Source organism: Methylotuvimicrobium buryatense 5G (assembly GCF_000341735.1).
Lineage (GTDB): Bacteria > Pseudomonadota > Gammaproteobacteria > Methylococcales > Methylomonadaceae > Methylotuvimicrobium > Methylotuvimicrobium buryatense.
This window is the reverse complement of sequence record NZ_KB455575.1, coordinates 2,882,746-2,896,452: the sequence shown is the minus strand read 5'-3', so window position 1 is coordinate 2,896,452 and position 13,707 is coordinate 2,882,746. Positions and strand designations below refer to the sequence as shown.

At 48.2% G+C, this 13,707-nt stretch carries 13 protein-coding genes; 8 read left to right on the top strand and 5 right to left on the bottom strand.

Annotation, left to right across the window (positions count from 1 at the left end; translation table 11 throughout):
• Window positions 1-19: 19 nt before the first annotated feature.
• Complete coding sequence (smrA, locus tag METBU_RS0113015; RefSeq protein ID WP_017841043.1) at window positions 20-598, top strand: DNA endonuclease SmrA; 579 nt, start codon at window positions 20-22, stop codon at window positions 596-598.
• Window positions 599-1,051: 453 nt separating this feature from the next.
• Here the strand turns inward: smrA and METBU_RS0113005 are convergent, their stop codons facing one another.
• Both METBU_RS0113005 and METBU_RS0112995 read right to left on the bottom strand, forming a co-directional pair.
• The gene (locus METBU_RS0113005) at window positions 1,052-1,528 is read right to left on the bottom strand and encodes a hypothetical protein (protein ID WP_017841042.1); all 477 of its coding nucleotides are present in this window, start codon (window positions 1,526-1,528) and stop codon (window positions 1,052-1,054) included.
• Window positions 1,529-1,967: 439 nt separating this feature from the next.
• On the bottom strand, window positions 1,968-3,332 hold the full coding sequence (locus METBU_RS0112995; protein ID WP_017841040.1) for a DEAD/DEAH box helicase: 1,365 nt from the start codon (window positions 3,330-3,332) through the stop codon (window positions 1,968-1,970).
• Window positions 3,333-3,824: 492 nt separating this feature from the next.
• Between METBU_RS0112995 and gmk the strand changes: the two genes are divergently transcribed.
• Window positions 3,825-4,445, top strand: coding sequence for a guanylate kinase (gene gmk, locus METBU_RS0112990; protein WP_017841039.1), 621 nt, complete (start codon window positions 3,825-3,827; stop codon window positions 4,443-4,445).
• Between the two features lie 50 nt (window positions 4,446-4,495).
• Here the strand turns inward: gmk and METBU_RS24080 are convergent, their stop codons facing one another.
• Window positions 4,496-4,888 (bottom strand): RNA recognition motif domain-containing protein, encoded by a 393-nt coding sequence (locus tag METBU_RS24080; RefSeq protein ID WP_017841038.1) that lies wholly within the window; start codon window positions 4,886-4,888, stop codon window positions 4,496-4,498.
• A 618-nt stretch (window positions 4,889-5,506) separates the two neighbouring features.
• Here METBU_RS24080 and METBU_RS0112980 point away from each other — a divergent pair.
• On the top strand, window positions 5,507-6,577 hold the full coding sequence (locus METBU_RS0112980; RefSeq protein WP_017841037.1) for a phosphotransferase enzyme family protein: 1,071 nt from the start codon (window positions 5,507-5,509) through the stop codon (window positions 6,575-6,577).
• 46 nt (window positions 6,578-6,623) lie between these two features.
• Window positions 6,624-8,225, top strand: a complete 1,602-nt coding sequence (locus METBU_RS0112975) for an NAD(P)/FAD-dependent oxidoreductase (protein ID WP_017841036.1) — start codon at window positions 6,624-6,626, stop codon at window positions 8,223-8,225.
• On the opposite strand, the gene METBU_RS0112970 is transcribed toward METBU_RS0112975, so the two are convergent.
• Both METBU_RS0112970 and METBU_RS0112965 read right to left on the bottom strand, forming a co-directional pair.
• Window positions 8,215-8,835 (bottom strand): protein-methionine-sulfoxide reductase heme-binding subunit MsrQ, encoded by a 621-nt coding sequence (locus tag METBU_RS0112970; protein ID WP_017841035.1) that lies wholly within the window; start codon window positions 8,833-8,835, stop codon window positions 8,215-8,217. The two genes, METBU_RS0112975 and METBU_RS0112970, sit on opposite strands and share 11 nt — an antisense overlap.
• A gap of 142 nt (window positions 8,836-8,977) precedes the next feature.
• Complete coding sequence (locus METBU_RS0112965; RefSeq protein ID WP_017841034.1) at window positions 8,978-10,153, bottom strand: NAD(P)/FAD-dependent oxidoreductase; 1,176 nt, start codon at window positions 10,151-10,153, stop codon at window positions 8,978-8,980.
• 457 nt (window positions 10,154-10,610) lie between these two features.
• Here METBU_RS0112965 and METBU_RS0112960 point away from each other — a divergent pair, with 457 nt between their 5' ends.
• From METBU_RS0112960 to METBU_RS24075, 4 genes are all read left to right on the top strand, one after another.
• Complete coding sequence (locus METBU_RS0112960; protein WP_017841033.1) at window positions 10,611-11,972, top strand: cryptochrome/photolyase family protein; 1,362 nt, start codon at window positions 10,611-10,613, stop codon at window positions 11,970-11,972.
• A 313-nt stretch (window positions 11,973-12,285) separates the two neighbouring features.
• Window positions 12,286-12,807, top strand: coding sequence for a lipocalin family protein (locus METBU_RS0112955; protein ID WP_014146886.1), 522 nt, complete (start codon window positions 12,286-12,288; stop codon window positions 12,805-12,807).
• On the top strand, window positions 12,804-13,268 hold the full coding sequence (locus METBU_RS0112950) for an SRPBCC family protein (protein WP_026130211.1): 465 nt from the start codon (window positions 12,804-12,806) through the stop codon (window positions 13,266-13,268). The genes METBU_RS0112955 and METBU_RS0112950 overlap by 4 nt, the downstream gene beginning before the upstream one ends.
• A gap of 16 nt (window positions 13,269-13,284) precedes the next feature.
• Window positions 13,285-13,704 (top strand): DUF1499 domain-containing protein, encoded by a 420-nt coding sequence (locus tag METBU_RS24075; RefSeq protein WP_040575665.1) that lies wholly within the window; start codon window positions 13,285-13,287, stop codon window positions 13,702-13,704.
• Window positions 13,705-13,707 lie beyond the last annotated feature (3 nt).

Genomic DNA, 13,707 nt, shown 5'->3' with positions numbered 1-13,707 from the left:
AACCGTTCAGGAGGTTGCGATGTCCGAGCAAGAAATCGATCTCTTTTTTCAGGAAATGGCCGATGTGGTTCCTCTGAAAGCACCCGTCAAAACCATTGTGAAAACCGCCCAGTCGGCAACACCCGGTCAGCAATACCGCAGGCAACAAGCGCAATATTCGAAAGAAGACATCAACGGCCCCCTATCGCTGGTACTCAGAAAACCACTGCCTGCCGATGCGTGGATTACCTACAAGCGCGATGGCATACAAGACGGCGTCTATAAAAATCTTAGACTCGGCAAATATCCGCTGGAAGCGACCTTGAATCTGTTCCGCAAAACGCCCTCCGAAGCCCGGGACGAATTACTGCAATTCGTGCACGAATGCCAAGACTGCAACATCCGTAGCGTTTTGCTCGTTTTCGGGCGAGGACGAAACACCGACGCCACATTGAAAAGTTATTTGGCGCAATGGTTGCCCGAAATGGAACAAGTACAAGCCAGCCACACCGCACTGAAACAACATGGCGGCGTCGCGGCCGTCTATGTGCTGTTGCGCAAGAGCGAACAGCGCCGAAGCGAAAACCGCGAACGCCACGCCGCGCGTTTAGGCGGGTAGTTACGCAAGTTCAACCGTGAAGCACATGAAGTATTTTATGAGATTACCTAAATATGCCAGCTAATTTTTCGGGTGAGTGAAAATTCTACACAAACGAATGACAAGCTATTGAATTAAAGTTTTATTTTTCCAAACGCGCCAAAATTTTTCGCGAAAGCTGAAATGGGGGCCGTCCGATTTCAGCAGCGAAAAATGACTTGGCGATTATTGCCTTCGGCGGCCCCGATTCGCCCTGCGTCCGTGCCAATACGCCGCATCATCGTATACTCGATGCGGATCCGTAGCACTCCCACAAATGGCTTTACACCGTGTCGCGATGCCTTGTGTTTTGCCTCCGCCTGCGCTATTCGCGCAGACTCCGGCAAAACACCCGGCGCTAAGGCTATCGGGGACTAAAAATCTTCACTTCGCTAACGCTCCGTTTCCAAGATTTTCAGCGATGGTCAATGCTTTTTATGGATTGAAACCTTTTTCCTTGACTCTAACCCAGGCGCCGGATTCCAGATGCAGCAGAAAGAGCTTGCCGATGTAATAGACAAGCAAACCCGAGACGGCAGGGCGTAGTAACAGCGAGCCGGTCGATATGGAAATGGGGGTGTAGCCTTTGACGTATTTGATTAGATAATGGCTAATCCAGTCATAATGGGCTCCGCCGAGTATCGCCGTGACGGTGATTTTGATTTGATGATCGGAAAAGGACAGGCCGTAAATTTTGCAGAGGTCGTCCATTAGTTTTGCCAGTAAGCCGCCGACTGCAATTTGGCCGGCTAGGGGACCGGGAATAAAGCCTATGCCGCTTGCGATCAAGGTATATTTATTGAGTACCCGTTGCGCCTTTGCTTTTTTTGCAGAGCGTTTTTTTCGGCGGGGGAGTTGGTTAGGTTTGTAAAGTGGAATTTTTTCGTTATCGGGAGTGTATTTTGCAGCCATTGTTTGTTCCTTCCGGGCTCGTTTTTTCAGCGACCTTGTTTTTCAGAGGCTCTTAAGCAGTGAAGAGTCTTTTGATGTCCTTTTTAACAGTTAACGCCAATGCTCTGCAACTTTGTAGATAAACGGCAGCAATTCCCAGTTTGAGCAGTTTCGCCGATTTTAGGGTGTGGGGTATGCCTGTCGAGGAACGCCGTAAACCCATCCATGGGGGCTTGCCGACATCCTCGCCAAGCATACCCCACACCCTTTTTGATCTCCAAATTGGGAATTGCTGAGATAAACGGAATCGGATTTGCCCGCCAAAAATGACGGCGTGTTGGGATCTGAATTGTCTGCGCCGAGCTTCGGCAAATTGTGGGAGCGCCTCTATGATCGCGACGGTCTAAATGTTCGCAGTAAGAAGCGGCATCCCCCAATTTTTAACGAATGGCGTTAAGCACTAAGCGCTAAGGCGCCTTTGTCCTGAGCGTCCTTGTTGCGGGCGGCCTGAGCCGGAATTTGCTCCGTTACCGCGGCGCGGTTTACTACGAGCGGGCTTCGCTGCTTGGCGCTCATTTGGCTTGCCGTTGTTGCGTTGACCGTTATTTCGGGCATCATTCCCGGCGCGAGGCGAGCGCTGCTGGCGTTGTTTGAAGACCGGTTCGGGTTTGATGGTCGGGTCAGGTTGGAAGCCTTCGATTTCGATTTTGTTAATGTCTCGTTTGATCAATCGTTCGATGTCGCGCAGAAAATCGTGTTCGTCGACGCAGACTAGCGATATGGCTTCTCCGGCATTGCCCGCTCGACCGGTACGGCCGATGCGATGAACATAATCTTCCGGAATATTGGGAAGTTCGTAATTGACGACATGCGGTAATTGGTCGATATCCAATCCGCGCGCTGCGATGTCTGTTGCAACCAAGGCACGTACCGCACCGCTTTTGAAGTCGGCCAATGCTTTTGTCCTTGCGGCTTGACTCTTATTGCCGTGAATAGCGGCCGAGCCGATTCCGTCGCGTTCTAGTTTTTCGGCGAGTTTGTTGGCGCCGTGTTTGGTACGCGTGAAGACCAACACCTGACGCCAGTCCTGGCTGCCGATTAGATGCGACAAGAGTTCTTGTTTACGGTTGCGGTCGACCGGATGAACCGTCTGAGCTACGGTTTCGACGGTCGTATTACGACGCGCGACTTCGATTTGCTCCGGTTTATGCAACAAGCTGTTAGCTAGTTGACGGATTTCATCGGAGAACGTTGCCGAAAAGAGTAGGTTTTGTCGGCCATCGTGACCGTTTGGCGGAAGCAACGCAAGAATTTTACGGATATCGCGAATAAAGCCCATGTCGAGCATGCGATCGGCTTCATCGAGTACAAGTATTTCCAATTGCGATAAATCAACAGTTTTCTGTGCTATATGATCGAGCAGACGACCCGGCGTCGCGATTAGGATATCCACGCCACGACGCAATTGCGCGATTTGCGGGTTGATACTGAGGCCGCCGAAGACTACCGCCGATTTTAGCGGTAAATATTTTCCGTAAGTATCGACGCTTTCGCCGACTTGAGCGGCGAGTTCGCGCGTAGGCGTTAGGATCAGTGCTCTTACCGCACGTCGATTACTTTTGGGTTTTTGGGTGTGCAGCAGGTGCAGCAAAGGTAATGTGAACCCCGCGGTTTTGCCGGTACCGGTTTGTGCACCGGCCAGAACGTCACGACCGTTGAGAATTGCGGGTATCGCTTGACGTTGAACAGGTGTTGGCGTGCTGTAGCCTTGTTCTGAGACAGCACGGACTAATTCGGCTGCTAGGCCGAGTTCGGAAAATAACATATTGGAAAATGCTCCTGGAATGGCCTACCCGGGAATGCCCTGGGTCAGTCTAGGCGGGATTCGCATAAAGTGAAGAAAATCGAAGTGTACCGGGGAGGTGACCGCGAGGTACGGCGCAGACTGAAGTGCGCCGGAATTAGCGGCATTGTAACAGACCTGTTGTTATTAAGCCGTTTTATTTAGGGTTATTTTTTGCTTGGGCGCTTTTTGTGTGGTGTCGGTTGAAATTATTGGGTGTCCGGTTTATCAGAAACTCTACTCATCGTAGATGAAAATTCGGCCTCGGGGTGCCCGTCAAAGGACGCCGTAAATACGTCCATGTAGGCTCTATGCCAGCTCCATGCTGCCGACATCCTCGCCAAGCACACCCCACACCCTTTTTGATCCCCAAATTGGGAATTGCTGGAGTTTTTTCCTAAGTTTCCCTAGAAAGAGTGAACAACATATAATGCTCAGCTGAATGCATCCATTTTATTTTATACCCTTTGAGTCATGACAACCGGCAATCTCTATATCATTTCCGCACCTTCTGGAGCTGGTAAAACCAGTTTGGTTAAACAGTTAACGGAGGAGCTCGACAAATTGACCGTTTCGATTTCCCATACGACGAGGCAACAACGTCCCGGAGAAGTCGACGGGCAGGATTATTTTTTTGTTTCGGTCGACGAGTTTAAGACAATGCTTTCCGAGCAGGCATTTCTTGAACATGCTCAGGTGTTCGATAACTATTATGGAACCGCTCGTCGGACCGTTGAGGAAAGTCTTAATCAAGGGATCGATGTGATACTCGAAATCGATTGGCAAGGGGCGCAACAAATTAAAAAAATACTGCCGGATTGTATTGCTATTTTTATTTTACCTCCTTCGGTTAGCGTATTGGAGCAGCGCTTGCGTAATCGAGGACAGGATAGCGAAGAAACAATAGCTCGGCGCATGCGCGATGCGGTGACGGAAATGAGCCATTACGGCGAATACGATTATTTGATTGTCAATGATGTATTCGAATGCGCACTGAATTCGTTAATAAGTATCGTCGTTTCACATCGTTTCCATATCGATAAACAAAAGGAAGCATTGCAGAGTCTGTTACAGGAGCTATTGAGCCGGGAGTAAAAAATGATAAGCCCCGGATGAATTGCCGGAAACCTTTTGTAAGTTGACAGTTATGGTTCAAATGGCATTTCTGCGACTTCCAGTGTTTTGCGGCGCCTATCGCCTTTTCTTCGGTCTGCAAATGTAATATCGGAATGGTTTTTTCTGATCCGAGGATCGTTTTGCCAGCAACGGTGAAAATACTCGCGCACGATAATCATTTTGCCGTTAATCGGTTGTTTGTTGAGTTGTTTTATCGCTCTTGCTCCGGCCGAATCGGGTTCGATTCTGACTAGCCCGTGATATTCATTGGTATTGCGAGTACTGTCTCTTATTTGTAATATTTTTATCGTGTTAATGTAGCCTTTTTTGGCAAAAAATCTCCCGTTAAGTGCCGGCTCGATGAATGATTTTATTTCAAATTTGTTGGTGTCAGACGGAATTCTTCTCATAAAAATAATCATGACAGTACCACGTGTTATTTGTTATTTTGAAACGATTCAATTATTTAATAGTGTATTTCAAACATTTGAAATAATTATACCTTTCGCACTTCAAATTTCGGCAATACCAGAGGAGGCGTCGGGGTGTTCGACAAAGGCTTTGCCAGCATGGAGCTGGCATAGAGCCTACAGGGACGTATTCACGGCGTCCTTTGACGGACACCCCGGCGCCGAATTTTGATATACGATGAGTATAAGTAAGGAATACGCACAAAATAACTTATACAAGTAGTAGGCTTTGTGGCGGTTTGGTGACTCGCTTGACAGGACGCCGTGAATACATCCATGTAGGCTTGGCGTCCTGTCAAGCGAGCCACCAACCCCCTTCCAAAACAGTTGTCTAAGTTATTTCATGCTCGTTCCTAAGTAATATTTACGGCTACTACCTTTAGCGATTTGGGAGCGTTAGCTTTTAACCGCAAATTAACACCATTACTACTTACCTGCAACTGTGTTATGGGGCTACGAAAGCAGAAAAAATATCTATCAACTAAGATTGGCTATCGCCCCTTTGGTTTGTTTCCTTTGTTTTGCTCTTTCAGAGCGTCGAATATTTATTTTTTTTCGGTGTAAAGACACATGCATGAGATAGCGTCTCGGTTTACGCAATCGGTTATCACCCAAATCAGCGATTTGGGTAACGGTCTAATCAACGATACTTTTTTAATCGATACGGTATCCGGGCGTTTTGTTTTGCAACGGATCAATCCCCGGGTTTTTGCCGAGCCTAAGTTGATCATGGCCAACTTGAGCGAACTGAATAACTATATAACGCAAGAAGCTGAATCCGACCTTAAGCTGCGTATTCCTGCCATCGTCAAAACAATTTCCGGAGAATCTTATTATCAAGATGAGCGAGGCGAGATCTGGCGAGCGCTGCAATATCTCGAAAATACAATTAGTTTCGAAACGGTCGACGATATCAAGCAAGCCGAGCAAGCAGGATTTGCGTTAGGCTATTTTCATCGTTTAGCCGGTGGATTGAGTGTCGAACGTTTGCACGATACCTTGCCCGGTTTTCATATCGCGCCGGATTATTTACGGCAATATCGACAAGTTCGTCAGAAGGCGGCAATTCAAGATTCATCAGCGGTTCGGTATTGCGCTGATTTTATCGATAGACGACAAGCGTTGTCGGAAGTGTTGGAATATGCAAAGCAAAGGGGAATATTGGCCGTGCGTGTGATTCATGGCGACCCTAAGTTGAATAATTTTTTGTTCGACCGCAATACGCATCGGGTTGTCAGTCTAATCGATTTGGATACCGTCAAGCCCGGCCTGGTTCATTACGACATCGGCGATTGCATCCGCTCGTTATGTCATATCGAAAGCTCCGACGAATTCGATACGGCTATTTGCGAAGCGGTGTTAACGCATTACTTGGCCGAAACGCATGCGTTTTTTACCGAACGCGACTATCGCTATCTTTATCCGGCGATACGGCTGATTCCATTCGAATTGGGTTTGCGGTTTTTTACCGACTATTTGTCTGGCGATGTTTATTTTAAAGTTTCCGAGCCGAAACAAAATCTATGGCGGGCTGTAGCTCAATTCAGATTTTGCGAGAGCATTGAACGGCGGAAGACATCTATCGAACAAATCATAGAAAAACTAGCTCCGCCCGCTTTGAAATTTCAAGTGCGAAAATGATATTTATGAAATAATTCGCGGCTTTAAATCATCTTACCGAAGTAGCATGCTGCGACTGACCGAACTGAAATTGCCGCTCGATCATCAACCGGACCAACTGAAAACCGCGATTCTCGAAAAATTAGTCATTAAACCTTCCGAGCTACTGAAATTTACGATATTCAAACGGAGTTTCGATGCCCGCAAGCGTGGCGCGATCATGCTGATTTATTCGGTGGATGTCGAAACCACGAAAGAAGCGGAAATTATGCAACGTTTAGCCAAGGATCCGCAGGTTCGTCCGACGCCGGATATGGCTTATCGCTTTGTTGCGAAGGCGCCCGAAGGTCTGATCAAGCAGCCGGTTGTCATCGGTACCGGGCCTTGCGGCTTGTTTGCCGGTTTGGTTTTGGCGCAAATGGGATTTCGTCCGATTATTTTGGAGAGAGGCAAAGCGGTGCGTGAACGGACTGTCGATACTTTCGGGTTGTGGCGTAAGCGAGATTTTAACCCGGAGTCGAATGTGCAGTTCGGTGAAGGCGGTGCCGGTACATTTTCAGACGGCAAACTCTATAGCCAAATCAAGGATCCGGGCTATCGAGGTCGTAAAGTTTTGACCGAGTTCGTCAAGGCTGGAGCGCCGCCTGAAATACTCTATGTCAATAAACCGCATATCGGTACGTTTCGGTTGGTTTCAATGGTTGAATCGATGCGCGCCGAGATCGAATCCTTGGGCGGTCAAATTCGCTTTCAAAGCCGGGTCGAGGATATCGAAATTGACAATGGACAAGTCAAAGGCGTAGTGCTTGCCGGGGGTGGGCGTATCGATACCGAGCATGTCGTGTTGGCGGTCGGCCACAGTGCGCGGGATACTTTTAGCATGCTATATCGACGGGGTTTCTATATCGAGGCCAAGCCGTTTTCGATCGGTTTTCGTATCGAACATCCTCAATCGATGATCGATCAATGCAGGTTCGGGCCGCAGGCCGGACATCCTCTATTGGGTGCGGCCGATTACAAATTAGTGCATCATTGCCGTAACGGTCGCGCAGTATATAGTTTTTGCATGTGCCCGGGCGGTACGGTGGTCGCGGCGACTTCGGAGCCCGGTCATGTCGTGACCAACGGCATGAGCCAATATTCGCGCAACGAACGAAACGCCAATAGTGCGATCGTCGTCGATGTCGATCCGACCGATTTTCCCGGGGGCCCTTTGGCCGGGATTGAGTTTCAACGCCGATGGGAGCGAAAAGCTTTTGAATTGGGTGGCGGTAATTACGATGCGCCGGGGCAATTAGTCGGCGATTTTTTGGCGGGTCGGTCTTCCACCTGTTTAGGTTCGGTATTGCCGTCTTATACGCCGGGATTGAATTTATGCGATCTAGCCTCGGCGTTGCCGGATTTTGCGATCGAGGCGATCAGAGAAGCGTTGCCGGCATTCGACAAACAAATCAAAGGTTTTGCAATGCATGATGCGGTATTGACCGGTGTCGAAACAAGAACGTCTTCGCCGATCCGTATCAAGCGTGATGTCGACTTCCAAAGCCTAAATACCAAAGGCTTGTTTCCTGCCGGAGAAGGTGCCGGCTATGCCGGCGGCATTCTTTCCGCGGCTGTCGATGGTATCAAGGTAGCGGAAGCGGTCGCTCTGGCAATCGTTAATCCTTAACGGCTTCAGTTTTGCATGCGGTTGTTTTTTTGCTGTTCCTGACGACGCCTCGGATGACAAATAATGTTAATAAAATGAAGCCATAAAACAAAGGTCGGGTCAGATCGGCTTTTACAGTCAAGGCGAAATGCAAAATAGCGAGTAAGCCGATCACATAGACTGCGCTGTGCAGTTTTTTCCAGTTTTTCCCGAGTTTTCTCATCATGTTATTGGTTGATGTAACGGTCAACGGGACGAGCAGTAGATAAGCCAATAAACCCACCATTACAGTGGGACTGGTATAGAGATCTTCAATGATTAGAGCAAAACTGAATGAATGTTCGAAACCGATAAAGATGAGAAAATGCACCGAGCAATAGAAAAAAGTGAACAAAGCAACGACGCGTCTGTATTTTTGCAGGCCAGGTTGTTTGAAAATCATCTTAGCCGGCGTAAATGCCAGCGTAATCAGCAGAAATCTTAACGACCAGATGCCGCTTTCTTGAGCCAAAGCTTCGACCGGGTTAGGGCCGAGCGAGTCGGTCAAGGCATTCCATAGCATCAGCAAAAAAGGAATCAGAGCGATTATAAAAATGGCGCATTTTATTTCGAAGGTCGATAACTTGTTCATCCGACCGCCGATTTCGGATATCCGTGATTATTCATGGGGGCAATCACCGGTTGATTTTTGTTTTATTTTGAGCCAATCTTAACCGTGGCTTAAAAATTAACTTACCACTTTATCGAGATAAGACAACAGTTATCCCGTTCATTTAACCGATATAGCTATCCACGCCGGAAAGCAATAGGTCGTATTGCATCTCGGTCGTTTCCTTGATCAAGTATGCCGGCACGCCTTTGACGATGTTGCCGGGGTTACCGACCCAGCCTACCGCATCCGAGGGGCCAAGGCTCAATACATAGCCGATGTCGCGGTGCATGTAAGGCAAACAAAAACGGGTCAATCCGGCTTCCAGCAGAATGTTTTTAGCGGCGGCGCGGCCTTTGCGTAAAGCCGATTGAGCCGTCATCGAGTTCGACCCCATCATGTCGTAATGCGAACAATCGCCGGCGGTAAAAATCCGCGTCAATGTTTGCTTGCCTAAACGGATTTGTCCTGAACTGTTTGCATGCCATAGCGGTTGCGGTTTTTTTCCGGTGAGCAGCAAGGTTAGCTGCGAATCCGGAATATTATGACGTTCGCCCTGTTTATGCACCAGATACGCCATTTGTTCGGCGCTACTTTCAAAATGCCACTCCGGCATGAATGCGATACGCTTTTCGATCATACGTTGTTCGACATAATCGCCGAATGCATGCGGAAATTGGCCCAGCAATTTTACATGCGCATCGTACACATTCAACCGAAAATCGGCATGCATCGCTTTTAAGACATGGTCTATTTCAAGTGCGAACTGTATGCCGGTCGGGCCGCCTCCAATAAGGTTGATCGTTTTTTCCGGTCCGCCATTGCTGACAAAGCGTTCAAGAATCTCGGCCCCTGAATTCAGTGTCAATGCGGTCAAATCATAAAAATTCGGCCGGCGAAGCGGCATGCCGGAAGAGGCTCCTGTGGCTATCAGCAAAAAATCGAAGTGCAGCGTTTCGGTGTCGAGTTTAATGGTTCGTTGATCCTGCCAGTCTTTTAGCCGGTTTTCATCGATATCGACGGCGTATTGCCGGTGGTCGAATTGAAAACGTTCGGCCAATGTCTCATAGGAAATGCGAATGCTTTCCAGAGGTCTATGTATGGTTTCGTGTAGTCTTGTGATGATCAAGTGCCAAGGTTTCGGGTCGATCAACGTGATGCGTGCATCGGGTGCAGCTTTTCTCAGCGTTATTAAGGCCGACAAACCTGCATAGCCACCGCCGACGATGACGACATGTATCGGTTGGCCGCCTTGGGTTTCGGAGCTGTCAATGGTGTTGTGCGTTGCAGTCGAATTCATGGTTTTACTGGCTTAGGAAGTACTGGTTGCTGAGTCACTGCCATTAAATAAAGGGAAACTCGTCATTCCGCCATGGACTGGCGGAATCCAGTGCCATGGATGGCAAGCTTTTGAGTTACATTAGAGCTTGAATGCAAGCATTAGGAATATGCACTAAATAACTTCTACAAGGAGTACGCGTTTAGGCGGTTCGGTGACTCGCTTGACAGGACGCCGTGAATACGTTCAGGTAGGCTTGACGGCGGCTTTTTCCCTGCCGCCGACACCTGTCAATAGAGCCACCAAACCCCCTTCCAACAGTTGTCGAAGTTATTTCATGCTCGTTTCTTGCTTATTTCAATGAAGGCTTAACTTAACGGCAGTAGGTTACTGAGTCCGAAGTATATATTATCGTCCGAGACTGGCGTTCGAAAAATTTAAGGATAGACTGATAAGTAGAAAATGATATTGCCAACTGATGACTTGCTATAAAAAATCACTTTATATCGTTCGCCGCGACATGCGTATCGATGACAACACGGCTCTCAATGAAGCATTGCGCTTATCGGAACAAGTGCAGGCTTGTTTTATCTTCGATCCGTCTCAGATTGATGAGCATCCTTACCAAAGTAGGCCGGCGCTGCAATTCATGCTACAAAGCCTGGACGATTTACGGGAGCAGTTTAGAGAGCGCGGCGCATGTTTGACTATTGTGCGAGGCGAACCCGAGAAAATAGTAAAAGATTGGGTGCTTGCTTGCGGTATCGAGGCCGTATTTGTCAACCGTGACTACACGCCGTTCAGTCGGCATCGCGATTATCGCTTGCAGCAAGTTTGTATCGAGCTCGACATCGCATGGCATTCATGCGCGGATGTGCTATTGAACGAGCCGGAACAGGCCCTCAAAAGCGATGGCTCGGCTTATAAAGTGTTTACCGCTTTCTACAATAATGCGCGAAGGATTCCTGTTGGCTTGCCGCAAACTTTGGCGGAAGGCCGTTTTTGCGTGCCGCCGGAATGCCCGTTGTACGACTACGAACCACTCAAAACGAATGCCGGTCCGAACTTGCGGGGCGGGCGTCGACAGGCGTTGGCAATTTTCGATGCCCTGGAAAACCTTAAAGAGTATCAAAACCGGCGGGATTACCCGGCTTTGGCCTCGACCAGCCTGTTATCGGCGCATTTGAAATTCGGTACCGTTTCGATACGCGAAGCTTTCTATGTCGTACAATGCGTGCTGGGTGACGGCCATCCCTTGCTGCGTCAATTTTACTGGCGCGATTTTTTTACGCATATCGCCTACCATTTTCCCGAGGTATTCGGGCATGCATTCGTGCGCAAATATGACGCATTGCCGTGGCGGAATGATCAGGCGCAGTTTTATGCCTGGGTCGAAGGAAGAACCGGTTTTCCGATCGTCGATGCCGGGATGCGCGAATTGAATCGAACCGGTTATATGCATAACCGGGTGCGGATGATTACCGCGTCTTTTTTAGTCAAGGATTTACATATTAGTTGGCGCTGGGGCGAACGTTATTTCGCGCAGCATTTGGTCGATTACGATCCCTGTGTGAATAACGGTAACTGGCAGTGGGCCGCGTCCACCGGTTGCGATGCCCAGCCTTATTTCAGAATTTTCAATCCTTGGCTGCAACAACAGAAGTTCGATGGGGATTGTGAGTATATTTACCGGTGGATACCCGAATTACGCCCGTTCGCGCCGAGTATTATTCACACTTGGGATAAAAAGTTTGCGGCCTGCGATTATCCGAAACCGATCGTCGATCACCGGCTTGAAAGCGAAAAAGCCAAGGAAATGTTTCGCATGTGCACAAACTAAGAAACCTAGAAAAACATCTCGCCATGAAGAATAAGAGCTTAATTCAATAACTTGTCATTAGGTTGTGTAAAATTTTCGCTTACCCGAAAGGTTAGCTGCAATGTTTAGGTAATCTCTTGAAATACCTCATCAACCTCATGTGCTTCATGGTTGAACTGCCGAATTTAGGTGAAAGGGTAAACTTTGTGGAGTCGAAATCATAGTAGACGCATCGCAATCTTTTTTAAGCTTGGTGGCTCCGGAATGCTTGCGAAATGGACGGCAAAACGGTATCTACACTATTCAAATTTCAATGTTCGAACACAGGAAAACCATGAAACGTATCATATTAATCGGATTGTTATTTTTAACGGGGTGCGTTGATTTGCCGGAAGGTATTACGCCGGTCGGCAATTTCGAAGTCGAGCGCTATCTAGGAAAATGGTATGAGATAGCTCGACTCGATCACCGTTTCGAAAGAGGTTTGACCCATATTTCCGCAGAATACAGTTTGAGAGACGATGGCGGCCTTAAGGTAGTCAACAAGGGTTACAATACCGAATACCAGGAATGGGATAGCGCCGAAGGGAAGGCTTATTTCGTTGGCAGGCCCGATATCGGCCGCTTGAAAGTTTCTTTTTTCGGGCCGTTTTACGGCGGTTACAACATCATTGCATTGGATAAGGAAAACTATAATTATGCGATGATCGCGGGTCCCGATCGCGATTATTTATGGATTTTATCGCGGACGCCGACGCTAGCCCCAGAGATTGTCGAGCGATTGGTTGCTGAAGCGAAGGAGTTAGATTTTGCGGTCGATCAGTTGATTTATACCGAACAAACACAAACACCGTGAAGCTATATCGCCTTTATAGACGCCAGCCATTGAGGCTTTCTTTGTCGGAAGCGTGGGATTTTTTTTCGTCGCCCCATCATCTGAATGACATTACGCCAGAATTTTTCAACGTGAGGATTACGTCCGACGTTCCGGGTCGAATTTATGCCGGTTTATTGATCGCTTATCGCATGAAGGCGGTATTCGGCTTTCCGATGACATGGCTTTCGGAAATTAGCCATTGCGATGAACCTAATTATTTTATTTATCAACAGCGAATCGGGCCTTTCAAATTTTGGAGCCATGAAGTGCGTCTGACAGAACAAGGTCAAGGCGTTGTTTTAGAAGATATCATGTTTTACGCGATGCCTTTGGGTTGGCTAGGCGTTATACTCAATCAATTATTGATTGCCGACAGGCTCGACCGGATTTTTGCGGTCCGGCGTGACTATATCAAGGCAAAATGGGGGAGTGATGATTAAACGGGGGATATTGATAATGCTATGTTTTGCGTGGTTCATTAAAAATGCTCAGGCAGAAATCGCGCCTGGCTTGGTTGACGGTCACTTAAAAAATTGCCCGGGTTCGCCTAACTGTGTGAACAGTGAGCAGGACGATATTGAACCGATAGCCTTCGGCGACCTTTCGGCGGATGAGGCCTGGCAAAAGCTGCAGCAGGCAATTAGCGGTGAAGGAGGCGAGTTGAAAAGTGTTTCCGGCGACTATCTCTGGGCGATTTTCAAAACGCCGATGCTGCGTTTTACCGATGACGTCGAAGCTAGACTCGATTCCGGTAATCGGCAAATTCATTTGCGTTCCGCATCGCGTGTCGGTTATTCCGACTTTGGAGTCAACCGTAGGCGTCTGGAATCGATTAAAAACCGTTATCAGCGGTTGTCGAAAACAGCAGATCGATAGCGC